The 24010-nt window shown below is 65.6% G+C and carries 19 protein-coding genes; 9 read left to right on the top strand and 10 right to left on the bottom strand.

Going from position 1 to position 24010, the window contains the following annotated elements:
• Positions 1–9: 9 nt before the first annotated feature.
• The 3 genes from DFR67_RS07645 to glf are packed head-to-tail and all read right to left on the bottom strand — an operon-like array spanning position 10 to position 3744.
• Positions 10–591, bottom strand: coding sequence for a phosphatase PAP2 family protein (locus DFR67_RS07645; RefSeq protein ID WP_110468896.1), 582 nt, complete (start codon positions 589–591; stop codon positions 10–12).
• Positions 572–2506 carry a glycosyltransferase gene (locus DFR67_RS07650; RefSeq protein ID WP_110468898.1) on the bottom strand — a complete coding sequence of 645 codons (1935 nt, stop codon included), beginning with the start codon at positions 2504–2506 and terminating at the stop codon, positions 572–574. The genes DFR67_RS07645 and DFR67_RS07650 overlap by 20 nt, the downstream gene beginning before the upstream one ends.
• Before the next feature lie 2 nt (positions 2507–2508).
• On the bottom strand, positions 2509–3744 hold the full coding sequence (gene glf / locus DFR67_RS07655; RefSeq protein WP_245937807.1) for a UDP-galactopyranose mutase: 1236 nt from the start codon (positions 3742–3744) through the stop codon (positions 2509–2511).
• Positions 3745–3964: 220 nt separating this feature from the next.
• Between glf and DFR67_RS07660 the strand changes: the two genes are divergently transcribed.
• Positions 3965–4276, top strand: coding sequence for a hypothetical protein (locus DFR67_RS07660; protein WP_110468900.1), 312 nt, complete (start codon positions 3965–3967; stop codon positions 4274–4276).
• Positions 4277–4354: 78 nt separating this feature from the next.
• Here DFR67_RS07660 and DFR67_RS07665 read toward each other — a convergent pair whose 3' ends face one another.
• Positions 4355–4846, bottom strand: coding sequence for a nuclear transport factor 2 family protein (locus DFR67_RS07665; RefSeq protein WP_110468901.1), 492 nt, complete (start codon positions 4844–4846; stop codon positions 4355–4357).
• On the bottom strand, positions 4839–5354 hold the full coding sequence (locus tag DFR67_RS07670) for an RNA polymerase sigma factor (protein WP_110468903.1): 516 nt from the start codon (positions 5352–5354) through the stop codon (positions 4839–4841). The genes DFR67_RS07665 and DFR67_RS07670 overlap by 8 nt, the downstream gene beginning before the upstream one ends.
• Positions 5355–5446: 92 nt before the next feature.
• Between DFR67_RS07670 and DFR67_RS07675 the strand changes: the two genes are divergently transcribed.
• The 3 genes from DFR67_RS07675 (at position 5447) to DFR67_RS07695 (ending at position 9603) form a co-directional block, all read left to right on the top strand.
• Complete coding sequence (locus tag DFR67_RS07675) at positions 5447–7336, top strand: dynamin family protein (protein ID WP_110468905.1); 1890 nt, start codon at positions 5447–5449, stop codon at positions 7334–7336.
• Entirely contained in the window at positions 7333–8763 is a 1431-nt protein-coding gene (locus DFR67_RS30205) for a dynamin family protein (RefSeq protein ID WP_158539921.1), read from the top strand. Before DFR67_RS07675 ends, DFR67_RS30205 begins: the two co-directional genes overlap by 4 nt.
• 87 nt (positions 8764–8850) lie before the next feature.
• A complete protein-coding gene (locus DFR67_RS07695; protein ID WP_110468911.1) occupies positions 8851–9603 on the top strand; it encodes a maleylpyruvate isomerase family mycothiol-dependent enzyme in 753 nt (250 codons plus the stop codon).
• A 3-nt stretch (positions 9604–9606) separates the two neighbouring features.
• Here the strand turns inward: DFR67_RS07695 and DFR67_RS07700 are convergent, their stop codons facing one another.
• From DFR67_RS07700 to DFR67_RS07715, 4 genes are all read right to left on the bottom strand, one after another.
• Positions 9607–10581, bottom strand: a complete 975-nt coding sequence (locus DFR67_RS07700) for an antibiotic biosynthesis monooxygenase (protein WP_110469224.1) — start codon at positions 10579–10581, stop codon at positions 9607–9609.
• A gap of 51 nt (positions 10582–10632) precedes the next feature.
• Positions 10633–13347: a molybdopterin-dependent oxidoreductase gene (locus DFR67_RS07705; protein ID WP_110468913.1), complete on the bottom strand. Its 2715-nt coding sequence runs from the start codon at positions 13345–13347 to the stop codon at positions 10633–10635.
• Positions 13344–14168, bottom strand: a complete 825-nt coding sequence (locus tag DFR67_RS07710) for an FAD binding domain-containing protein (protein WP_110469225.1) — start codon at positions 14166–14168, stop codon at positions 13344–13346. Before DFR67_RS07710 ends, DFR67_RS07705 begins: the two co-directional genes overlap by 4 nt.
• A 192-nt stretch (positions 14169–14360) precedes the next feature.
• The gene (locus DFR67_RS07715; protein WP_110468914.1) at positions 14361–15926 is read right to left on the bottom strand and encodes an AMP-binding protein; all 1566 of its coding nucleotides are present in this window, start codon (positions 15924–15926) and stop codon (positions 14361–14363) included.
• A gap of 160 nt (positions 15927–16086) precedes the next feature.
• Between DFR67_RS07715 and DFR67_RS07720 the strand changes: the two genes are divergently transcribed.
• From DFR67_RS07720 to DFR67_RS07735, 4 genes are all read left to right on the top strand, one after another.
• Positions 16087–16488 carry a hypothetical protein gene (locus DFR67_RS07720; protein ID WP_110468916.1) on the top strand — a complete coding sequence of 134 codons (402 nt, stop codon included), beginning with the start codon at positions 16087–16089 and terminating at the stop codon, positions 16486–16488.
• Positions 16489–16672: 184 nt separating this feature from the next.
• On the top strand, positions 16673–17062 hold the full coding sequence (locus DFR67_RS30435) for a hypothetical protein (RefSeq protein WP_110468918.1): 390 nt from the start codon (positions 16673–16675) through the stop codon (positions 17060–17062).
• 102 nt (positions 17063–17164) lie between these two features.
• A complete protein-coding gene (locus DFR67_RS07730; protein WP_211324968.1) occupies positions 17165–17530 on the top strand; it encodes a hypothetical protein in 366 nt (121 codons plus the stop codon).
• 156 nt (positions 17531–17686) lie between these two features.
• A complete protein-coding gene (locus tag DFR67_RS07735) occupies positions 17687–19729 on the top strand; it encodes an Hsp70 family protein (RefSeq protein WP_110468920.1) in 2043 nt (680 codons plus the stop codon).
• A gap of 115 nt (positions 19730–19844) precedes the next feature.
• On the opposite strand, the gene DFR67_RS07740 is transcribed toward DFR67_RS07735, so the two are convergent.
• On the bottom strand, positions 19845–21518 hold the full coding sequence (locus DFR67_RS07740) for a SpoIID/LytB domain-containing protein (protein WP_110468921.1): 1674 nt from the start codon (positions 21516–21518) through the stop codon (positions 19845–19847).
• 307 nt (positions 21519–21825) lie between these two features.
• Here DFR67_RS07740 and DFR67_RS07745 point away from each other — a divergent pair, with 307 nt between their 5' ends.
• The gene (locus DFR67_RS07745) at positions 21826–23985 is read left to right on the top strand and encodes an N-acetylmuramoyl-L-alanine amidase (RefSeq protein ID WP_245937808.1); all 2160 of its coding nucleotides are present in this window, start codon (positions 21826–21828) and stop codon (positions 23983–23985) included.
• The last annotated feature ends 25 nt before the right edge of the window (positions 23986–24010 follow it).

Below are 24010 nucleotides of genomic sequence, written 5' to 3' on the forward strand. Positions count from 1 at the left end.
TGCACTCCCTCAGTTCTCAGTTCTCGTCAGTCTTTCACCCGCAGTGACCGCGGCTGCACAGGTGGCTCCGATCAGGGCGCCACCGATCACGTCGGACGGGTAGTGCACACCCAGCACGAGCCGGGACAGCAACATCGGGGGCACCAGCGCCATGGGCAAGGCTGCGGGAGGCAATCCCGCGGCGCGACCGATGAGGATCGCGGCGGCGGTGGTCGAGGTCGCATGACTCGAGGGGAAGCTCAGCTTGCTGGGCGTGCCCACCCCGATCGCGATACGCGGGTCGTGTGGTCGGCGGCGGCGCACGATCCGTTTGATGACCACGGACGCGGCGTGTGCTCCGAACGCGCCCACGCCGGCGGCGACCCACTGCCTGCGGTTCGCCTCGTCCCCGCGCACGTGTGCCGCGGCGGTACCGATGGCGGCGAGCCCGAGCCAGCCGAGCGAGTGCTCCCCGAAGTGCGAGAGGCCCCGTGCCGCGGCGATGGCGCCGGGCCGGTTTACAAGAGCGTTCTGGATCGCGACGAGCAGGCGCGCCTCACCATCGAGTGGGCCGAGGTCAACCGACGAGATCTCAATCGATTCCGAAGACACGCTCCCAGCTTTCTTTACTGGTCAGCTCAGTGTGTGCGGACCGATACGTTTCACGGAGTTCGGGAAAACGAGCCCGCAGTTCTTTGACCAGCGCTGCGGATTCCTTCGCCAAGGCGATCATCTTGTCACGATCACGTTGCCGGTACACCACACCACGGCCGTCGGCGGTGGTGACGGTGACCCCGTCGACGCGGCCGAGGCTGAACCAGCGCGCCTCGATGGGCGGGTAGTTCGCCTGCGGCACCTCGTGGTGGCACGGGTCCGCCGGCCGCAGGTTGTTCACCACCGCGGCTCCCAGTGCCCTGATCTTGCTGATCGGATTTGCGGGGATGTTCACCCCGAGATGCGTTGCCTCACCGGATGTCCGGGGCAGCTCGGTGGCCGAGGGCAGAACGACCGCATCCGGGTACTGCTTGCGCATCGCCGCGATCTTGGGCAGGGCCGTGGGTAGCAGGTCTCGGATGTGGTCCGGGCCCGCCAGAAAGTCCCGGATGGCCTCGTTCTGAATCGCCACAGTCGAGTATTCGAGGCAGAGAAGGTGTTTGGCCGTTGCCTTGCCGATCGACTGCAGGATCGGACCGAGCGGGCCGTCGTGGTGGAGGGACGCGACCACCAGGCGGTTGCGCAGGTGGAAGTAGGCCTGCCAGTCGATGGCGTCGTCCTTGTCGCTCCAGGCCATGTGCCAGATCGCGATGCCGGGGATCGTGGCGGTCGGGTAGCCGGCTTTGCCCGCACGCAGGGCGTACTCCCAGTCGTCCCATTTGATGAACAGTGGCAGTGGCAACCCGATCTGCTCCGCGGCCACCCGTGGGATCATGCACATCCACCAGCCGTTGCCCTCGACGTCGATGCGCCGGTGCAGGTTCTTCGAGTTCTCGCGGTCGCGGAGTGGGTATTCGGCGAAATCGTGGTCGTACTCGACGAACGGTGCGGCCGTCCACATGAAGTTGTTGTGGTCGATGACCTCGCCCATGCAGTGCAGATGACTGCGGTCCTGCAGGTTCAGCATCTGACCACCGACGAGCATCGGAGCTTTGGCGAAGCGAGACATGGCCAGCGCCCGCAAGATGGAGTCCGGTTCGATGCTGATGTCGTCGTCCATGTAGAGGACGTAGGGGCTGTCGGTCTGTTTGAGCGCCTCGTACATGATCCGCGAGTAGCCACCGGATCCACCGAGGTTGCCCTGCTTGAACATGTGCAGGCGATCACCCAGGGCGGCAGCGGCTTCGGCGAATCCGGGTTCGTCCGTGACAAGTTTGGTGCCCTGATCGGGCATCATCACGGCATCGATGACCTCGTCGACGAGCGGATCGGAGGTCAGGGCCCGTAGAGCGTTCACGGCGTCCGTGGGACGGTTGAAGGTCGGGATGCCGACCGTGACGCGCTTGGTCTCGGGGCCGCTGGGCGCATCGATCGGGGCGTACCAGCCCGCGGAGACGACCTCCACATCGGTGTCTGTCGTGATGTCGAACCAGATCCAGCCACCGTCCTCGAACGGCTCCAGCCCGACCTCGAATTCGATGACGCCCCTGCCGCTTTCGTCGGTCGGGACGAGATTGCCGTCCACCGCGATACGGGATCCGTCGATCTTCGACCGATAGACGTCGACGCGGCATGCGCCCACCACTTCGATGCGCAGGACAACGGACTTCAGGATGCTCCAGCGCCGCCAGTAGGACGCCGCGAAAGCGTTGAAATACGTCAGGAAACTGACCTCGGACTCCGCGCCGAGCAGCACCGAAGTCCGCGTCGGGGCGTGAGCACGGCGCGAATTGGACTCGGACTCCACGAGATAGAGCGACCGCACATCGAGCGGCTCACCCTGGCGGGGCAGGATCACCCGCTGCAGCAGCGTCTTGGCCGCGTCGAAGGTCTGCGGGTTCTGCGACTGCTCGGCCGCTGTCGACACCGTCACGTCTACTCCGATCCAGCTTCGGCGAGCGGAGCACCGGACTGCAGGTGCGGCGCCAGCGTGTTCTCGTAGGTGGTGAGTGCGCTGGCGATGGCCATGTGCATGTCGAGGTACTGGTAGGTGCCCAGCCGACCGCCGAAAATGACCTTGTTCGAGGCGGCTTCAGCCTTGGCGCGAGCCCGGTAGGCATTCAGTTTCTGCCGGTCTTCCGGGGTGTTGATGGGGTAATACGGCTCGTCGCCGCTCTCGGCGAATCGGCTGAACTCGCGCATGATCACGGTCTTGTCGGTCGGGTACGTGCGCTCGGGGTGAAAGTGCCGGAACTCGTGGATCCGCGTGTACGGCACGTCGGCATCGTTGTAGTTCATCACCGGGGTGCCCTGGAAGTCGCCGGTCTCGAGTACCTCTGTCTCGAAATCGAGCGTGCGCCAGCCGAGTTCACCCTCGGCGTAGTCGAAGTACCGGTCGAGAGGGCCGGTGTAGACCACCGGCGCATCCGGGCTCTGCGCCCGCAGATCGTCGCGGACATCGAACCAGTCGGTGTCCAGGCGCACCTCGATCAGGTCGCTCTTCGCCATGTTCTCCAGCCACGCCGTGTAGCCGTCCGTGGGCAGACCCTCGTAGGTGTCGTTGAAGTAGCGATTGTCGAAGGTGTAGCGGACCGGCAATCGCGCGATGTTCGCTGCGGGGAGCTCGGTGGGGTCGGTCTGCCACTGCTTGGCGGTGTAGTGCTTGACGAACGCCTCGTACAACGGGCGGCCGATGAGGCTGATCGCCTTCTCCTCCAGGTTCGACGCCGAGTCGGTGTCGATCTCGCTGGCCTGCTCGGCGATGAGCGCGCGGGCCTCGTCCGGGGTGAAGTAGCGACCGAAGAACTGCGACACCAGTCCGAGGCCCATGGGGAACTGATAGGCCTGGCCCTGGTACATCGCGAACACCCGGTGCTGGTATCCGGTGAAGTCGGTGAATTTGTTGACGTAGTCCCACACCTTCTTGTTGGAGGTGTGGAACAGGTGCGCTCCGTACTTGTGGATCTCGATCCCGGTGGTGGGCTCGGCCTCGGAGTACGCGTTACCGCCCAGATGGCTGCGCCGGTCGATGACCAGGACCCGCTTGCCGAGCTCGTTTGCTGCTCGTTCGGCGATCGTCAGACCGTAGAAGCCTGAACCGACGACAATGAGGTCCCAGTCAGACGTGTTTTCAGGGCCAGAAGAATCCGGAGCGGAAATGTCGGGGGTCACGGGTGTTCAGGGTAACCGACCCGTGAGTGGGGTCCGACCCACCAGGGAGCATTGTGATCCCCCTGTAGAGATCGGTGATCCCCCTGTAGAGATCGGTGATCCCCCGGTAGAGATTGGTGGCAGGCACCGGGGAACATTTGCCGGTGCCCGAGACTCCAATGATTGACAAACACTCGTCGCACCCACGGTGCAGACGACCACCAACCGGAGGAGACGTACCGTGACCAGCCCCGATGACCAGCTCGACTCGATCTTTTCGCAGATCGGTGCCGAGGACCAGGTCGACCCGGCGGTCTTCGACCAGACCCTCGAAGCCGCATTCGACTACGCAGGTGCCGGACTCGACGAGCTGATCCCCGACGACTCCGACAGCGCCACCGACTCCGATGGTGACGGAGATGACCTTCTCGGCGGTGATCTCGAGGATGCATTCGATGACTCGGGCGAGCTGGATACCAGCGACTCGGACACCACCGACTACACCGACCACACCGGCGACGACTACGCACCCGCCGACGACATCGACATCTGATCCCCGATTTTGGTGGGTTGTGGCGGCCTTGACCTGGGGCTTTACTCGCCAGAACCCACCAAATTCGGGAGCCGGAGGTCAGCGGAGGTGGTCGATCAGGACGTCGGGGTTGCCCTGGGACCAGATGGTGACGATGGTCAGGCGCTTGATCCGCCAGGTCTGACCGTCGCGCACCAGCACGGCGTCGTATTTGTTGCCCATCATCACCTGGTCGGTCGTCGTCCTGGAGGGCCCTTCGCCAGGCCGGTAGTGCTGGGCCATGGCGTAGCAGTTGAGTCGCGCGGTGTCGCCGTCGACGTGAACGCGGAAGTTCGACAGCGCATGCATCGTGTCCAGTGGGCCCATGGACATCAGCAGCATGCCCACCACCGACTCCCGGCCCTCGATGGCGGGGAATCCACTCTGTTCGTCGCCGACCCGGCTGACGTCGAACAGGATGTCCTCGGTGAAGGCCGATTCCAGGATCTCCTTGTCACCGGCATCAAGGCCGAACGCGAAGCGGATCAGCGCATCGGCCGGGTCGGCGGTGGGAGGTATGACATCGAGCGCGACGGGTATGTCGTCAGGCATCTTGCAGAATCTCCAGCAGTTTGGCGCGAGCCCGGTTGATCCGGCTTTTCACAGTTTGCACGCCCACCCCCTGCTGGTCTGCGATTTCCTGATACGAGAGGTCACCGAACTCGCGGAGCACGATCGCTTCCCGGAATTCGATCGGCAGAGCGCTCAGCGCGGCCCGTACCCGCGCCACATCGGTGACCTGGGCATCGATCCGGGGTGCGTTCGACTCGAACTCGGGAGGCCCGTCGGCGGAGGTGTCCAGGCGCTTGCGGATGACACCGAGCGCGGCGTTGGACGCGATCCGGTACATCCAGCTCGTGAACTTCGAATCACCACGAAACTTGCCGATGTTCTGCCAGCCGGCGATCAGCGCGTCCTGCAGCGCATCCTCTGCGTCGTACTTGTTGGCGGTGATCCGTAGACAGATCGCCCAGATCTGATCACGGTTACGGGTGACGAGTTCTCCGAACGCTGCTCGGTCGCCCTCTTGGCTCCGCAGGACGAGTTCGCGCTCGCTCATGTCAGTCACTCGATAAATGTCGCAGATGGCAGGGGATGCGGCAGAGTAATCGGCAGCGAAACCGTTCCATCGACTGACCCTGAGAGGGAGAAGTGACCGCAGGTGCCACCGCCGATGCGGCGCAAGCGCTCGCCACCGCGTCCGCAACGCTCCGCAAGTTCGGCCAGGCCAAGGCAGCGGACCTGGCCGATGCCCGGTTCCACGCCGCCGACACCGCGGGCGCCATCGTCTTCGTCGGTGAGGTCAAGCGGGGCAAGAGCACGTTGGTCAACGCGCTCATCGGCACGCCCGACCTGGCACCGGTGGGTGTCGACATCACGACCAGTGCCAGCGTCTGGTTCGCACCGCCGGACGACACCTTGCCCGCGGGGTCGGCCCGGCTGGTCTACCCCGACTCCACCGAGGTCATCGAGGCAGCAGAGTTGTCCGACTGGGTGACGATGGACGGGCGACACGTCCAGGATCCGACCGTGCAGGCACTGCCCACCGAAGCCGTTGTCGCGGTCGACGCGCTGCACCTGCCAGGTCTGACGTTGGTGGACACCCCCGGCGCGGGCGGTCTCGACCCGCGGCATGCCCGGCTCGCGCTGACCGCCGCGCGCCGGGCCGGCGCCATCGTGATGGTCTGCGACAGCGCAGCGCCACTGACGGCGCCTGAGATCGAGTTCTTGCGGACCGCGACCGAGACGTCCGGGTCGGTGGTCGTCGCGATGACGAAGATCGACAAGAACCGCCGCCACTGGCGCACCATCGCCGAGGAGAACCGCTCGATCGTGCGCAGCAGGCTCGGCCGTACGGTCGAGGTGATCGGGGTGTCGGGCGTCCGGGCGTTGACCGCGCTCGAGCAACCGGATGACCTGCGTGAGGAGATCCTCACCGCCTCGGGCATTCCCGCGCTGCGAGATGCCATCGACGCGCTCCTGGAGAATGCCGAGATCGCCCCGATGCTCGACGGACTTCAGGTGTGTCACAGCGGTATGCACCGGATGAGGGAACGACTCGAGACGGAAATCGCAGTGGTGCAGGGCAACTCGTCAGCCCTCGACGACCTGGCCGAGAAGAAGGCGGCGCTCAAGGCACTGCGTGAGCACGGGACCGAGTGGGATCAACACCTCTCTCGCGACATCACCCTGGCCCGCCAGCGTGCGGTCTCGGTGCTCGATACCGATTTCAACAAGATCAAAGAGGACTGGAGCGAGCGCATCAACGGCGAGGGCTGGCGGATCCTGCGCAAGCAACCGCAGGTGTTCACCGCCGCCATCATGTCGGACCTGCAGGCCGCGACGGCGCGCGCGTTCGAGAGCTTCTCCGCGTCGCTGCACGACATCGTCTCCCGACTGTTCGACGATGACGAGCACTGGGAGGACATCATGGACGCCGTGGCCGCCGCGATGGTCGCCGAAGACATCAATTCCCCTGAAGTGCAACGCCGATGGAAAGACGTCGTCGATCCCAGCGCCCTGATGATGGGCTTCATGGGTGCCAACCTGCTGACCGGCGGCATGGTCGGCGGCGCCATCTTCGGCAGCCTTGCAATGGCCGCGGTGTTACCCATCGGTCTCGTCGCCGGCGGGGTCTGGTTGTCGGTCAATCTCGGTTACCGGGCCATGCGCAACGGTCGGCAGCACCTGATCACCTGGCTGCGAGAAACCCTGTCCCTGGCCAACAAATCGACGTTGCGCGTGATCGATCGGACCGTCGCGACCGCGCGTCCCGAGATCGTCGTGGCCTACCGCCGGCATCTGCGCGCTCAGACCGACGTGATCACCGATCAGATCAACGCCGGGGCCGAGGCAGCGAAAGAGGACAAGGTGACCCGCGACAAGCGGATCCGAGGACTCAGCAGGAGACTGGCCGAGATCGTCTCCATCATCGAGCAACTCGACGCCGCGATCACCGGCCTCACAGCAGACGCCCGGTCCCACGGGCCGCTGTCGTTGGGCAAGGATCCCGTCCTCGACGCCCCGGAGCCCCCTCGGTGAGCCAGCCCACCCGGCGGACCCGGCCCCACGCCCTGCGTGATCAGCTGACCGGCGCGCTTGCCGAGATAGCCCGGATCGACCGCCCTCTGGCCCGCAGTACCGCGCAGATCAGGGACGCACTCTGGGCCCCTCCCCGAGTCGTGGTGGTCGGGCGCGTGAAGGCGGGCAAATCGACCCTGGTCAATGCCCTCATCGGAGATCGGGTCGCCGACACCGCAGCCACCGAATGCACCAAGGTGGTTGCGGTCTACCAAGATGGCGCACCATCGCGGGCTGAGGTCGTCAAGATCGGCGGTGCCCGGCACAGCGTCCGCCTCACCGACGGCCGCGCCACCGAACTCGACTGCCCCACAGATGAAGTGGCCTATCTCGATCGCTTCCTGCCCAGCCGGCTGCTCCGGAGCATGGTGCTGATCGACACCCCTGGTCTGGCGACCATCACCACGGGCAACGAACAGGCGACCAGACGTGCGCTGATCGATGGGTACGGCCAGACCCGGGATGCGTCGGTGAATGCCGATGCCGCGATCTTCCTGTTCGACGCGACCCCACGGGCCGACGAGGTGGAGTTCCTCCACGATCTCGGTTTCTCCGCCGTGAACACGATCGGCGCTCTGGCGAAGGCGGACACGCTCGGCGAGGGCGCCTTTGGCGACGACGACCCGCTCGTGCAAGCACGCGCCCAGTCCGAGAAGATCGCCGGAGCGATGTCTGCCGCGCTGCTGACTGTGCAGCCCGTCGCCGGACTACTCGCGCAGACGGCACAGACCGGACAGTTCACCGAAGCCGATGCCGACGCACTCGCTGCGTTGGCGGGTCTGTCCGACATGCACCTCGAGCTCTGGCTCGAGGCGCAAACACCGTCGATCGGCACCGCGGCCGAACGTGACCGGCTGCTCGATCTGCTGGGCGAGTACGGACTACGCCACGCACGGGCCGTCGCATCCCAGGGCGCCCACGCGGTCAACGCCTGGCTTCAGCAGCGCTCGGGCGTGGACGAGCTGCGCCACAACATCGACGTCAACCTGACCAGATCCGTGTTGATCACCAGAGCCGTTTCGACCTGCACGCAGATCGAGCACCTCGCTCTGACGCACCCTGCAGGCGGCAGGATCCGATCGATCCTGCGACAGGTGCGTCAGACCCCACAGGCGCACACGATGGCTGAGTTCAAGGCACTGCACTCGCTGACCCGCACCGACCCCGAGTCGCCCTGGGTCGGTGAACTCAGGCAGGTACTCGTGGGTTCCGGCATCACGGGCCGGATCGGGCTGCCCGCCGGGGCGGACCGGGGCGTCGTCGCCGCCGAACTCGACCAGCGGCTGCGCCGGGTCCACGAGGCCGGGTTGCTGGGCGGGTCCGCCGCCGAAGAGCAGGCGGTCGCGGTCCTGCTGCACACCTATTCGATGATGCGCCGTTCGATCTGATTCGCAAACGCGCCAGATATACGGACACGCGCCAGAACCAGGTGTTGCACCTTCGCAATTCTGGCGCGTTTGCGGGATAGTTCGGTCATGGATTACGCAGCCGCTCTCCTCGAACAGACCCGACTTCTCGGTGAGGTCATCCGCGCGGCGGACCCCACCCTGCCGGTACCGACCTGCCCTGAATGGACCATGCAGCAACTGTTCCGGCATGTCGGACGGGGCGATCGCTGGGCCGCACAGATCGTCGCCGAGAAGGCCGACGGCCCACGAGACCCTCGGCAGGTACCGGACGGGAAACCTCCGGCGGACATCGACGGCGCGATCGAGTGGTTCCACGGTGGCGTCCGTACCTTGCTCGACGCGGTCGAGGCGACCGGGCCAGACACTCCCGTGTGGACGTTTGTCGGCCCCCGCCCTGCGGCCTGGTGGATCCGCCGGCGCCTACACGAGAGCACGGTGCACCGGGCAGACGCAGAACTCGCGTCAGGGCTCGAGTTCACGATATCGCCAGAGTTGGCCGCCGACTGCATCTCCGAGTGGTTCGCCCTCTTCGCCGCGGAGCCACCCGGACGACGCACTCCCCCGCTCGACGATCCGAACACCCTGCACCTACACGCGGCCGAGAAGGATCTCGGCTCCGCGGGCGAGTGGTTTCTCCGGCGTGACGGCGACGCGCTCACCGTCGACCACTCTCACGCCAAGGCGACGACCGCCGTGCGCGGTCGATCGGTGGATCTGATGCTCGCGCTGACTCGCAGACGCCCGACCGAGGACGCCGGTGTCGAGATCATCGGAGACGCTGGCGTCTGGAACACCTGGCTCGACCGCACCGGCTTCTGATCGTCACGGCAGGGACCAGAACACCGTCGTGCAGAGGAAGAACACCGCGATCCAGAAGATGTTGACGCCGACGATGATCGCCCAGCCCCGGCTGTTCGTCCATGACTGTGTGCGGTCTTCTCGCGGCCACAGCCAGATCTTGAGGAGCTTGTTCACGTAATAGGGCATCGTGAAGTAGCTCATCACGAAGCTCGAGATCAGGTTACCGATCAGCAAGCCCAGCCACAGCGGCATCTCAAGCGGCGACAAGGCGAGGGTCAACAGCACGACGGTCGGATACAGACCCACCCAGACCGCGATTGAGGTCTTGAAATCCGACGGCGGTGGAGCCTCGTTCCCCTTGTCGTCGAAGGCGAACCAGCTCCCGAACGAATTGTCGATGGTGCGGAGTTCGAAGTCGTCGAACTTCTTGCCCTCGTCGAGCAGCGCTGTGCGCTCCGGCGAGGTGAGCCACGCGTCGAGATCGGCGGCGCTGTTGTACCGGTAGAGCGCTGTCCACTCGTCCTGCAGACCCTCGATCGGACGGAACAACTCGGTGCCGCGGAAACCGGCGAAGGAGGTCTCGGCCTCCCGGAGGCGTCCCTGCCAGTCCAGAAAGTCCTCGACGTGCTCGGGTTTGACCCGATGGGTGACGACGACCGTCACCAGTGCGTCGGTCGGCTGCGATCCCCCACTGATCACCTGCTGGGTGGCCGGTCCGTCGAAATAGTCGCGTCCGAGATCGAGATGCTCTTGGCGTGTCGAACTGTTGATCCAGGCCTGCACATTGGAGATCGAATCGAAGCGGTAGACGACGACCCAGTCGGGCTGGACATTGGTCGGCTGCGCGGTTTCGGCGGCGATGAAACCCGGATACTTCGCCGCCGCGGCATTCATGTTGTCCTGCCAGATCGCGAAGGCGGACTCCGCTCCCGGCCGGACCTTCTGACCGATGATCACCGTGGCGGCGTTGTTGGTGGTCGTCGTCTCGGCGCTCATCGCCATCTCCTACTGGTTGCGGAACGTACGTCTGGAGGCGGTTGCGACCGCTCAGACGACCGGATTCTGCTGCTTGTGCAGCCTGCTGAATATACGGTCTGGGGTGAGCGGAAGCTCACGTATCCGTACTCCCGTCGCATCGAAGAGTGCGTTGGCCATCGCCCCGGCGACCGGATTGATACAGCACTCCGCCATACCCTTGGAGCGCATCGGACCCACCGAATCCTCGGATTCCACCAGGATGACCTCCGTGCGCGGCACATCCGCGTACGTCGGGATCCGGTAGTTTCGCAGATTCGGGTTGACCATCGTCCCTGTGTGATCGACATGGTGATCCTCGGTCAGGACGAAGCCAAGGCCCTGTGCGACACCACCTTCGATCTGCCCACGGACCTGCGCCGGGTTGATCACGACGCCCGGATCAGCGGCCTGGACGCTGTAGAGGACGCGGATCTCACCGGTGATCCTGTTGACCGCGATCCGGAAACCGTGCGTGTTGGAGGTGACGCTGCGCGGAGATCCATACGCCTTGCGCGCCTCCGTGAAGGTGATCCCCCGTGCCTTGCCTGCCGCGACCACCTCGGCCAGCGTCAGTCTCATGTCACCGCACACGACCCCGTCGTCGTCCATCGAGCAGTCGGCCAACGGCACCCCGGCATGCGATGCCGCAAACGCAAGGATTCTCCCTCGGAGCGCGTTCGACGCGTTGAGAACAGCGTTGCCCGCGACGAACAGTCCGGCGCTGGCGAAGGCGCCGGTGTCGAAACCCGTTCTATCGGTGTCCGATTGGATCAGTCGGATCCTGGACGGGGTGGTCCCCAGCTGATTGGCGCAGATCTGCACATGAGCGGTCGAGGTTCCCTCGCCGAACTCCACGGTACCGACCGCCAACTCGTAGACGAGATCCTCACCGAGGGTCGCCCAGGCCTCAGAGATGTGTTCGGTCGGCGGCGCGGTCTCGTGCACCGAGCTCGCAGTGCCGACGCCCACCGACCATTCGGCTCCTTCTGGCCCATCGATGGTGTTGCGCGCCAGTGCCGCATCCACGAGATCGAGACAGGCACCGAGGCCGTCCTCGCTGAACATGACGTCGTCGGGCCCATCCCCCAGCGCGATCAGTGCATCTCCGGGACGGACGATGTTGCGGCGGCGCAACTCGAGCGGATCCATGTCCAGTGCGACCGCCAACTCATGCATGGCCGATTCCACCGCGAACGACGGCTGGGTCATCCCGTAGCCGCGCAGGGCGCCACTGGGAACGGTGTTGGTGTAGACCGAGTACGCGTCGTATCTCTTGTTGGCACAACGGTAGATCGCCACGGCCGCTCCACCGGCGAACAGTGTCTCACCGCCGTGGTTGCCGTACGCCCCGGTATTGGAGATGTTGTGGACGCTCAATGCCGTCAAGGTCCCGTCAGCCTTGGCACCGAGCTTGATGGTCAACGTCATCGGGTGTCGGGGTGAGGCGGTGCTGAACTCTTCGGTTCGAGTGAATTCGAGACTGACCGGCCTGCCGGTGTCGAGCGTCGCCAACGACACCAGGTCTTCGACGATCACCTCTTGTTTGCCACCGAATCCGCCGCCGACGCGCTTACAGAAGACGCGGAGCTGGTCCGGCCGCAGATCGAACAGGTGGGAGAGTTTGATCTTCGCGATGGACGGTGATTGCGAACTCGTCCGGACGTTGAGCCTTCCGTTGTCCATCCACGCGACTGCGCCGTGGGTCTCCAGGTGCGCATGCTGCACGCGCGGTGAGGAATACGTGCCCTCATGGATCACGTCGGCCTCGGCGAAGCCGGCGTCGACGTCGCCGACGTGGCCGTGGATCTCCAGCAGGATGTTGTGTTCGGGGTCGCGGACGAATGGGTCATCGGAGCCGTGCAACGCGGGGGCGCCGTCTTTCATCGCCTCGACGGGGTCGAAGACGGCAGGCAGCTGCTCGTAGTCCACGGCGACCTGCCTGCAGCCTTCCTCGGCGGCCCCGATGGTGTCGGCAAGTACTGCAACCACCCGCTGGCCCACGAACCGGACGACGTTGTCGAGCATGTAGGTGTCGTCGGGGTCGACGAGGTGGTCGGTGTGGATGGCCGTCGTGTACAGCTTGCGCGGCACATCTTTCCAGGTGTAGACGCGGTGAACGCCAGGCACCGCCAGCGCGGCACTCGTGTCGATCGACAGGATGCGCGCATGCGCGTGTGGCGAATGCAGCAGCTTCAGATGCAGCATTCCTTCCATCTGGACGTCCATCGTGTACTCGGCCCGGCCTGTCACGATGTCGCGGGCTGCAGGCGCGCCGACACTCGTGCCGACGGCCTGCCCCGGTTTCGCCTCCTCGATTTCTGCGACACCGTTCACCGCGTCTTCGATCGCGCGATACCCAGTGCACCGGCACAAGTTGCCCTTCAGCGCGCGAGGCAGGTCCTGCTTCTGCTCCTCGGTGAAGGTCGCGGCGGTCATGATCATGCCTGCGGTGCAGAAGCCGCACTGGAAACCGGGTGCGGCACAGAAGTTCTTCTGCATCGGATGCAGGCCATCGGGTGTTTCGAGCCCCTCGATGGTGGTGACCTCATGACCGTCCGCCCGGAACGCCGGGGTGATGCAGCTGTGGACTGGATCCCCGTCGAGCCAGACCGTGCAGGCGCCACAATCACCGCCGTCGCAACCCTTTTTGACGCCGTGATGACCCAGTGCCCGCATGAAGGTGCGCAGACACTGCCCGGGATCGGGTTCGGCGGAAAATGCCGTGCCGTTCACCGTGTACGTCATGCCACGCCGCCTGTCAGTTCGATGCGGATGTCTTCGGCGAAGTGCCGCGCGAGATGCTGCCGGTGGTCCGGTGTGCCGTTCGGATCGTCGAACCAGCTGTCGGCGGGTATCGCATCGACGGCGGCCCGCAAGTCCTCGGCGTCCGGCATCGCGTCGAAGGCCAGCCGGACCGGGTGGGTGGTTCCCGCGGTGATCGTCAGCAGCAGGTCGTCTCTGCCCGGTGTCTGCGTGGCGATCATGAACAGCGTCGACCGCCCCATCTTGGTGAGGGTGAACCGGCGATGGGTGTAGTTCTTGCGCAGCGCGGTGATCGGGATGTCGATGCGTCGCAGAATCTCACCGGGGGCAAGCACGTTCCGGTTGTTGGCGGTCACGAAGTCGACTGCGTCGACGGTGCGCTCGGTGCCGTCAGGCGCCCAGACGATGTAGGTCGCCTCCAGCGCAACCGTCATCGTGATCATCGGGCCTGCGGGCAGCGACATCACGATGTTGCCGCCCACCGTTGCCGAGTTCCAGATCTTGAACGATGCCAAGAACGCCTCGCAACTCGCGCGTAGCAGTGGCCCGACGGTCCAATCAGCCGGAGCCGCAAACGCGTAGAGCTCGCGAATGGTGCAGGTGGCCCCGATCCGCAAACCCTCGGGACCAGCGGTCAAGGTGTCCCATCCGAGTGCGGTGAGATCGACCAGCCGACGCAGACGGGGTTGTTCGTCGGAGAACAGCCAGGTTCCCCCGGCCAGCCACGCGTCGCCGTCACGCCAATCCTGCCCGGGCCGATCGGACGGATTCCGGATCAGCTCGGTGACCGTGTTGATATCCATGAAGTTGTCTCCCTCGGCAGCAGGTGCCACGGCGCGGGCGAACCGAACCCGACGTCTGGCGGCACTCCTGCGGGGCGGTCCGAAGAGCTGGACGCGAAGTTCGTGGCGGGAGTAAATCTACGTGACCTGCGACCCCACCGTGAGGTTTCAGGGCAAACGTCACCGGGGTCGCGGCGCGGAACGGGGAGCGATTCAGCGCACTCGCGACCGCAGGACGTTCTTCTGGATCTTTCCGGTCGAGGTCTTCGGGAGATCGGTGAACACGATCTCCTTCGGGACCTTGAAACGCGCGAGACGTGTTCTGGCGAAATCGATCAACTCAGCCGCGCTCAGATCACGGCCCGAACGGATCGTCACGTAGCCGACCGGCACCTCGCCCCATCGATCGTCGGGCCGCCCGACGACAGCCGATTCCACGACGTCGGGGTGGGCATCGAGCACTCGTTCCACCTCGACGGAGGCAATGTTCTCACCGCCGGAGATGATGACGTCCTTGCTGCGGTCCCTCAGTTCGACGTAACCGTCGGGATGCATCACCGCGAGATCACCGGTCCGTAGGCACCCGTCCACCGTGGCCGCGGCTGTCGCGTCCGGGTCCCGGTAGTAGCCCAGCATCACGTCGTTTCCGCTGACCACCAACTCTCCCATGGTCTTTCCGTCGGCAGGTACATCGAGACCCTCCGGCGTCACCACCCGTGCAGGTCGCGCGACGATGTTCCCGATCCCCTGCCGGGCCTTGAGAACCGATATCTCGTCCGGGCCGGCTCCATCCCACTCCGGCTGCCACTGGTTGACCATGATGGGCCCGAACGTCTCGGTCATCCCGTACAGATGCGTCACTTCAAAACCCAGTCGAGACATCCGGGAGAGCAGCGCGGGTGAGGGCGGAGCTCCGCCGGTGCCCACCGCCACCGTGCGCTCGAGTGCCGCCCCCGCGGGATCCTCGGCGATCATCGTCAGCACCGTCGGCGCCGCACTGAGGTGGGTGACGCCACCATCGCGCAACAGACGCCAGATCTCTGCGGTGTCGATGGACCGTAGACAGACGTGGGTACCCCCGGCCGCGGTGACCGCCCAGGTGAAACACCAGCCGTCGCAATGAAACATCGGCAACGTCCACAGGTAATTCGATGCCGGCTCCAGCCGGGAATGGTAGGCCATCGCCACGGCCTGCAGGTACGCCCCGCGGTGGTGATACATCACCCCTTTGGGCCGCCCGGTGGTTCCCGACGTGTAATTGATGGCGAGCAGCCCACGCTCCCGGGGCTCATGCAGCACCGGCGCCGGCGCGTCCGCCAGTCGCTGTTCGTAGTCACCACCGCCACCGGCGAGTACCCAGCCGATGCCGGCCGCCCCTGCGACTGCGGCAGCCGTGTCGGCGAACTCCTGCGTCGCGAACAAGATCGTCGCGCCGCTGTGCTTGAGGATGTAGCTGATCTCGGGGACCGAGAGCCTGGTGTTCAAGGGCACCAGGACAGAACCGTGCAACGGGATCGCGCTGTGTAATTCGAGCATCACATGACTGTTCGCGCACAACGCCGCCACCCGGTCGCCGGGCCGGACACCCGCTGCGTCGAGAAGTCCGGTGAGCTGGAGTACGCGACGGTGGAACTCGGCGTAGGTGAACGAGAGGTCGCCGTCGACGATCGCGGTCCGCCCGGCGAAGGCCTGGGCTGCGCGAGTGAGGAAAGCCCCGGGTGACAGCGGAGCGAACGTGAACGGACCCGCCTCTGGGTCCCCGATGTCGTTCGATGTCATCGCACTCCACTTCCTGCTCGTCTCCGTAGCCCAATGCTATTGGCCGAAACTTTTTCGAAGATTTCTCGGCCCCCGGGAACTTTGTGAGGTCGGCGCCCCTCCTATCCACAACAACCGGCCACCACAGCTTGCGGCCAACCCCAACGAACAAGGAGAAACCATGTCTGACAACACGATGCCCGAGATCTCTGAAGACGCCACCGTCCTGGACATCCTCGACGTGGACGGCGACGGAACCGAAGAGTCCGCGCTCGTCGACATCGACGCCGATGGCAAAGGCGACGTCATGGTGCAGGACTACGACCAAGACGGTGAAGCCGAATCCATCGCCTTCGACACCGACGGTGACAACCACTACGAGACCGCCGTCTCCGACACCGATCAGGACGGCGAGGCAGACACCGTCTACTTCGACGAGAATGCCGACGGCACCCACGACATCGCCTTCGTCGACGACGACCAGGACGGCGAGATCGACAGCGCCTATGTCAATGACGGCACCGGCGAATGGACCGAGATCGACCCCGCGAGCGTCGAGACCCCCGACACCAGCGCCCTGTAGAACCGCCCCCGACCAGACATCGGAGACCGCGTCGACACCTCACCGGGTGCCGGCGCGGTCTGGCCGTCGTGTGCGGTGCTCTGCGTAACTTTTCTCGGATTCGCACGCGCGTTTCGCGCAACCGGAGTGTGCTGTCACCAGAGCTGCGCGCCACGACGGCGGGCACCGAGTCCAAGGAGCCCCGATGACCGATCCCACCAATCCCGAGCCCACTGACGCGGCAATTGTCGAGATCTTCGACAACGACGGCGACGGCGTCGTCGATTCGGCCCTGGTCGATGTCGACGGCGACGGCGACGGCGACGTCGTGGCCTCCGATGCCGACCAGGACGGCGCCATCGACACCCTCTCCTACGACACCGACGGCGACAACTACTTCGAGACCGCGGCGGTGGACTCCGACGGCGACGGCATCGCCGACACCGTCTTGGTCGACGAAGACGCCGACGGCAATGCCGACGTCGCATTCGTGGACGTCGACCAGGATGGCGACATCGACAATGCTTACGTGAACGACCCCGCGACCGGCGAATGGACCGAGGTCGACCCCGGCTCGGGCGACAGCGTCGTCTGACCGACCGACACCGAAAGGACCATCTGCGGGAACATTTCAGCCCCGGCTGCCCTCCTATCTGCAACCAACTCGCCATCGCAGAGCCACCGAGGAGCACCGATCATGTCCGATTCCGTAACGTCCGACCCTTCGACCACCGAAACTCCTGACACGACCGAAACCGCAGGCCCCACAGTCATCGAGTACGCCGACTTCGATGGCAACGGATATGACGAGTCCGTCCTGCTCGACACCGACGGGGACGGTGCCGGCGACACGATCGTCCAGGACTTCACCGAGGACGGCGAGGTCGAGACCATTGCCTACGACGCCGATGGCGACGGTTTCAGCGAGACGAGCATGTCCGACCTCGACCAGGACGGGACCGCGGACACGGTGTTCGCAGACATCGACCAGGACGGGTCCCACGACTTCGTACTGTCCGACGTCGATCAGAACGGCATCCCCGACGGGTTCGGGCTGCTCTAGCCGGCCGGCCGGCGTCCGCCCGCAGGACAGGTCGGCTGCCGTCAGCGTCAGCATGAACTACGTTGGCCACGCACCAACTACGTGGCAGCGGCCTGCTCCCGTCGCCACCCCTGGCTCAACCGAACGACTCACCACAAGACGAAAGGAACCACACCGATGTCGATGCACTGGTGGCTGGCGATCGACTTCGGCACGTCCAACACGGCGGCCGCCTCCTATGAGCCGGGTGCCGGTGCCCCGCAGGTCGTGCCCCTGTCCCACACCAGCGACATCATGTCGTCTTCGGTGTACGCCGATTCGTACCGCAACATCGTCGTCGGGGAGGCGGCGGTGAACCAGGCGACCAACAACCCGGCCGCCTTCATCACCCACCCCAAACGCCACATCGCCGCCGGCACGGTACCCGTCGGCAATCTCGACCTGCCGCTCGAGAACCTCATTGCCGCGGTGCTCAACTCCGCCCTCACCCGCGCCGCCGACCGACGCGGTGGCACCCGACCCGCCCGGTTGATCCTGACCCATCCGGTCGCGTGGTCACCGGAGGAGATCGATGTCCTGACCCGCGCCGCCGAACTGATCGGTTTCGACCGGAGTACGGTCACGCTGATCTCCGAACCGCGCGCCGCCATCGCCCACTACACGCGGGTGACGGCGGAGTCGGGCTCGACCATCGAATCGAAGCCCGGCCAAACGGTCGCGGTGGTCGACTACGGCGGTGGCACATGTGACGTCGCCGTAGTCAAGATCTCCTCGCCCGGTGCAGCTTCCGGCAATGCCGGCCCCATCGACCTCATCGCTCACGACGGCAACAACGGCCTCGGCGGCAAGAACCTGGACGCCATGATCCGGCGCTGGGTGGACAAGCAGTTGACCTCGCGATCACCAGAACTGCTCGAGTACCTGCGCACCAGCGCCAATTTGACCACCAAGCGCTCCGTGGACGACAACATCCGGCGGGCAAAAGAGCTCCTCTCGGAATCGCCTCGCGCAGTGATCAACATCAGTGCGGGTGGCCACGAGGCGATCCTCGAACTCACCCGCGGAGAGTTCGAGCAACTCATCGCCCACAACGTCGACTCCGTGGTCGACCTGACCACCCGCACACTGGCGCGGGCAGGTGCGGGCAAAGACGTGCAGATCTACCTGACCGGCGGATCGTCCAGGGTGCCGCTCGTGCACCAAAAGCTCGGCGAACTCGGCACAGTCGCCACTCTCGACAACCCGAAAACCGTTGTGGCACTGGGTGCGCTCGAGGCAATTGTGAGTGAGGGCGCTGCGGCGCCCTCGGTTCCGGCCGCCGTCGTACCGCTGTCGAAGCCCACACCACCGCCGCAGGCCCCCTGGGGAGCGCCGACACCACCACCTACCCCCGCACCGAGTGCGCAGGCCTGGGGAGGGCCGAACACGCCGCCGCCGATGCCACCGCCGGCGGGATACGGTCAGCAACCCTCGTACGCATCCGGCCCGCAACCCCAGTACGCCGGAGGACCCCCGTATGCCGGAGAACCTCAGTACGCCGGAGCATCGCAGTACGCTGCCGGGGCGCAACCGAAGCCGCCCAACCCGAACCGCAATCGAAACCTCGCGATCATCGCGATCGGCGCCGTGGTGGTGTTGATCGTTACCGGCATATTCGGAGTCGCTCTGGCGAGCTCGGGGGACGACAGCCCCAAGGCCGCCCCCACCGAGTCGTCCGCGCCATCGACGTCGTCCTCCGCGACGACGACCGAACGGGTCGAGCCGACCACCGACACCTCGACCGCGAACGCGTCATTGAACTCGGACGAGCAGGCGCTGGCCGACGCCAACGTCGACCTCGTCGACACCGACACCTGTGCCTCCATCGACAGCATCGATTACGCGCTCGCCAGCATCTTCTGCGAGCCGACGCCATCCGTTGTCAGCCAGGGCACCACCGGAGATCCCGCCAGCGCGATCGGACTCATCGAGGTCGTCGCCGACACCGACATCGCAGCGCTCGCCGCGGACGAGCATGCCGCGAGCAATACCTCACAGCTGTTTTCACAGGTGGTCGATGGCGACACGACATACGCCTACTTCGACACCTTCGACGACGGCACGGTCGCATACATCGTGTACTCACCGGCCAACGGCACCGTCACCTGGTGGATGACCGACAGCACCGATCAGCCGGCGTTCGCCGAGTGGCTCAAGTCAGCCGGACTCTGCCTCTGCTGAGGTGGTCGTCGGCGATTGTCTGCGCGCCGCGTTCAGCACCAGATTCATCCCCTGACGGCACCGCCGAGGGAGCATCGCCCTCGGCGCCATCCCACGGGACAGGATGTGGTGCGGACTACCTGCGGGTGGCCAGTCCGGTGGTCGGATCGACCTCGAGGATGCCTTTCACGAAACGGCTTTGGAAGATGTCGGTCAGCGGTCCGGCAAGGGTGCTCAGCGAATCCTCGAGCGGAAGACCGAGCACACTTTCGCCGCCTTGGAGGACGAAGTTGAGCAGGGACAGGCCACCGAGTGCATGGGCCCCACTCTCCGGACTGAAGAAGACCGACCCGTTCTGGAACTGTTGCACCGCACCGGTTCCCGAGGGTGTCGCCTCAACCGGTCCCAGTGCAGCACCGAGAAGGCCCGAGCTCCCGCCCAATTCAGAGAACTTTCCGCCGATGGCTGCCTCTGCGAGGGCGAGCAGCTGGCTCACGACGTCGCCGGTGGCGCCCGGGGTGGACGGGGCGGTCAGCGGGGGAACACCCGGGATCGCCACGGCCGGCGCTCCGGTCCCGACTCCTGCCGGAGGTGCCACGATCGCCGGCTTGGACTCCTGCCCCTGCACCGAGAAGAAGGACGATCGGAGTTGGAGTTTGGTGCGCACTTCCTGCGCGGGGACGTCGACGGTACCGCCGGTGCCACTGATGCGAACCGTGGCGGCACGTCCGTTCTCGGCGCCCATTCCGTAGGCCTCGATCACCTCGAACCCGGTGAGAGAGCCGACCCCGAAGGTGGATGCGATGCTGTCGGAGGAGACCGCGGCCGTCCAGTCGTGGAACGGCGAGATCGCGTCGCCGTCGTCGATCACCGCCGGGAAATCGCGGCCATCGGTGGCACCGCCGGTGGACGAGGAGAACTCGGTGAAAGCCGGCTTGCCGTCCGGCTTGTTCAGGACGATGCCTGCAGTCGCGTCGACCGCCGCGTTGGAGCGTGGGTCCTCGCCGCCGAAGCCGCCGTAGACCTGGGAGTTCTGGGTGTCGTCGATCGGTTTGCTGATGTCGATGGACGCGAGTGCATAGGTGCGAGCCGCGACGGCTTGTGCTTTCAGCGCCTCGGCACCTCCCTCGTCTGCCCAGTTGAGGTAGATCTCCTTGGGCAACACGCCTTTGACGTAGTCGTCGAGCGGGAGTGCGTTGATCACCCGGCCGCCATCGAGTCCCAGCGAGCCACGGAAGGTCGCGTTCGATCCGCACATCTTGAGAAGTTCTGGGTTCGGGCGCCCAGGCCCCGGCGTGATCGGCGAGACCATGGGTTTCGGCAGCTCCACCGATTGCACGGCTCCGCCGCCGCATCCGGTGGTGATGGTGGCGGTGGAGCCCGACAGACTCACGGCCTGTCCGGGCGCCACCACCACATCACCAACTTTCAATCCGGCGTCCGCGAAGACATTGACCGACGTCTCACCTGTGAGAATGACCGAGACATCGACGTTGTCCACCTTCCCCGCGGTGGTGCCGCCGTAGTAGTGACTCAATATCTGAGTCGAGGTCCAGCCTTGTTTTGCATAGCCGAACGCTCCCCACTGACCCATTCCGCGACCGTGCCCGTTGCCATGCCCGATCAGCGTGACCTCACCACCGACGGTGAGAGACACGTCCGACTCGGCGGCCTGGGGTACGGCCCAGACGGCTGCTCCCGCTGCGAGAATCAGAGCCACCCCGGCGGCAGCCGGTCTGCGCAGCCGAGCACCGTACGCAGCCCGGCCCCCGATGGGTCGAGTTGTGTACAGCCCTGGAATACGCGGCATGGGTGTCCTCTCGTCCTCGCCCACGGTCGATGCACGCAGGCGGCAGCCGCGTTATGTGACTAGTGGGACTCAAGTGACAGTAGTGGCTCAATATGAGTCACATAAGCCCCACCCGATAACAACCGCATCACAAGTTTCACGCCACGCCGAGTGCGGTCGTGGACTTCAGGGCTCGCAGCGGACACGCTTTCGAAGTCTGACAAGTCGATGGGGAAGTCGACATCTGCCCGGACGCCTCCTTTGGCGTGCCCGGCCGATGCCGGTGAAGACCATGAACCACCAGGTGCGACAAATCAAGGAGAACCACGTGCGCTACCGCCGACCGAAGCCGTCGATCATCCTTGGCACGGTTGCCGCCGTAGTGGTCGCGAGCCCACTCGCGGTCCTGATCGGCGGCAGCGCGCCGACGATTGCCGTTGATCCGAGCGAGCCACCTGCGCCTGTGGTGTCAGCGACCACCATCAATCAGGTCAGCCTCGAGGACGTCCCGACAATCGTCCTCAACCTCATCAAATCGGGTCTCGCGGACGCGGGTGTGACGCTGCCTCCCGTCGATGTCTCCGGCATCGATCTCCCGGACATCCCCCTGCAGATCCCGCCGGGCCTCATCCCGTCCGGACTCATCCCCTCCGAGGAGGCGCCTTCCACCACCGCTCCCGGCACCGGCGGTTCCGAGTCCTCCGCAACCACCCCGAGTGGCACGTCCACCCCGCCCGCCCCCGGGCAACCGGGCGCAGGCACTCCCGAGGGCGCTGTGGTCAAGGAGGTCAGCCAGGACACCCCGTTCTCGATGGTCGGCCTGACCTGGGAAGGGCTCTCCAACAGCACAGCCCATATTCGCGCCAAGCAACCGAACGGCCAGTGGGGACCCTGGGTGTCTGCGGACGCGGCGCACGGCCCCGGAAACAAGGACCCGCTCAAGCAGGGCACCGAACCCGTCTGGGTCGGCAACACGACCGCCGTTCAGATCGCCGTCACGAGCGCCGAAGGTGTCGCGACCCCTGGCGGTACCGCTGATCCGGCGACCACCGATCCCGCGACCACCGATCCGTCGGCCGCACAGACACCGACGTCCACCACGTTCACCACTCCCCCGGTACCCAAGCGCACCGAGACGTCGATCCCGACCTCCACGGTGACCTCCGGAGAAGTGGCCCCGCGTGCATTCACGCCGAAACAGGAACCGATGCTCACCACCACCGGGGCGCCGGGCGCCGATCCGGTGCAGCAGATCGTGTCGTCGTTGAGCGCCGCGCTGATCACGCCGGGTACCGGGTCTGTTGATCCGGCCACCGGATCAGTCGGGAGTGCGCAAGATCCCCAGGCAGCACCGCCGATTCCGGGTGACGCCACCGACCCCGCGGCTCCGGTGAACCCGGCCCTGCCCGCGCCGATCCTGCCGGCGCCGAGTACCGAACCCCAGGTCATCACCCGCGCGCAGTGGGGAGCCGACGAGGGTATGCGCTGCTCGGAGCCACAGTATGACGACACCCTGAAAGAGGCGATCGTTCACCACACCGCGGGCAGCAACGATTACACCCGCGAGCAGTCGGCCGAGATCGTGCGTGGAATCTACGCCTACCACGCACAAACTCTCGGCTGGTGCGACATCGGCTACAACGTCCTCGTCGACAAGTACGGTCAGATCTTCGAGGGCCGGGCCGGTGGACTCGACCGCAACGTCCAGGGTGCGCACACCGGTGGCTTCAACGAGGACACGGTCGGCCTGGCGATGATGGGCGACCTCAACCAGATCGCCCCGACCCCCGAGATGGTGCAGTCGGTGGGCAACTTCCTCGGCTGGCGACTGAAGGTCGCGCAGCTCGATCCACGCGGCCAGGGCACGCTGGTATCGCAGTACTTCGACGGAAGTCGTTACGGCGCCGGCGAAGCGGTCACGATGCCGACCATCAGCGGTCACCGCGACTTCGGCAACACCGAATGCCCGGGCACCTACGGCTACGAGGCACTGCCGCAGATCCGCGACATCGCAGCCGGCGGCGGCAGCGCGATCCCGGCGGCACCCGCCCCTGTCCCCGAGGTCCTCTCGACCACGGATCAAGGCGCCATCGCCCAGCAATGGGTCGCGACCGGCGGACCCACCGGTACCCTCGGCAACGCCACCACCGTCGAGCAGACCACCCCGGACGGCACCGCGAAGTACGCCGACTTCGAGAACGGCAAGATCTACTGGTCCGAGGCAACCGGCGCTCAGGTCGTCCAGGGCGCCATCGCAAAAGCCTGGGCTGCAATGGGATTCGAGAACTCCTCGCTCGGGTTGCCGACCTCGCCGGAAACCACCGGGCCCGAAGGTGTGAGCCAGACGTTCCAGGGCGGAACGCTGTTCTTCAACCTCATCACCGGAATCGTCCAGGTGCTGCGGACCTACATCGACGAGTTCACCAACAGCTACAACGAACAGCGTGGCACCCCGGCACCGGCACCCACCACGGCACCCGCCGGCTGACCGATCTTGGTGGCTTCTGGCGAGC

The sequence above is a fragment of the Williamsia limnetica genome (assembly GCF_003217475.1).
GTDB classification, from domain to species: domain Bacteria; phylum Actinomycetota; class Actinomycetes; order Mycobacteriales; family Mycobacteriaceae; genus Williamsia; species Williamsia limnetica.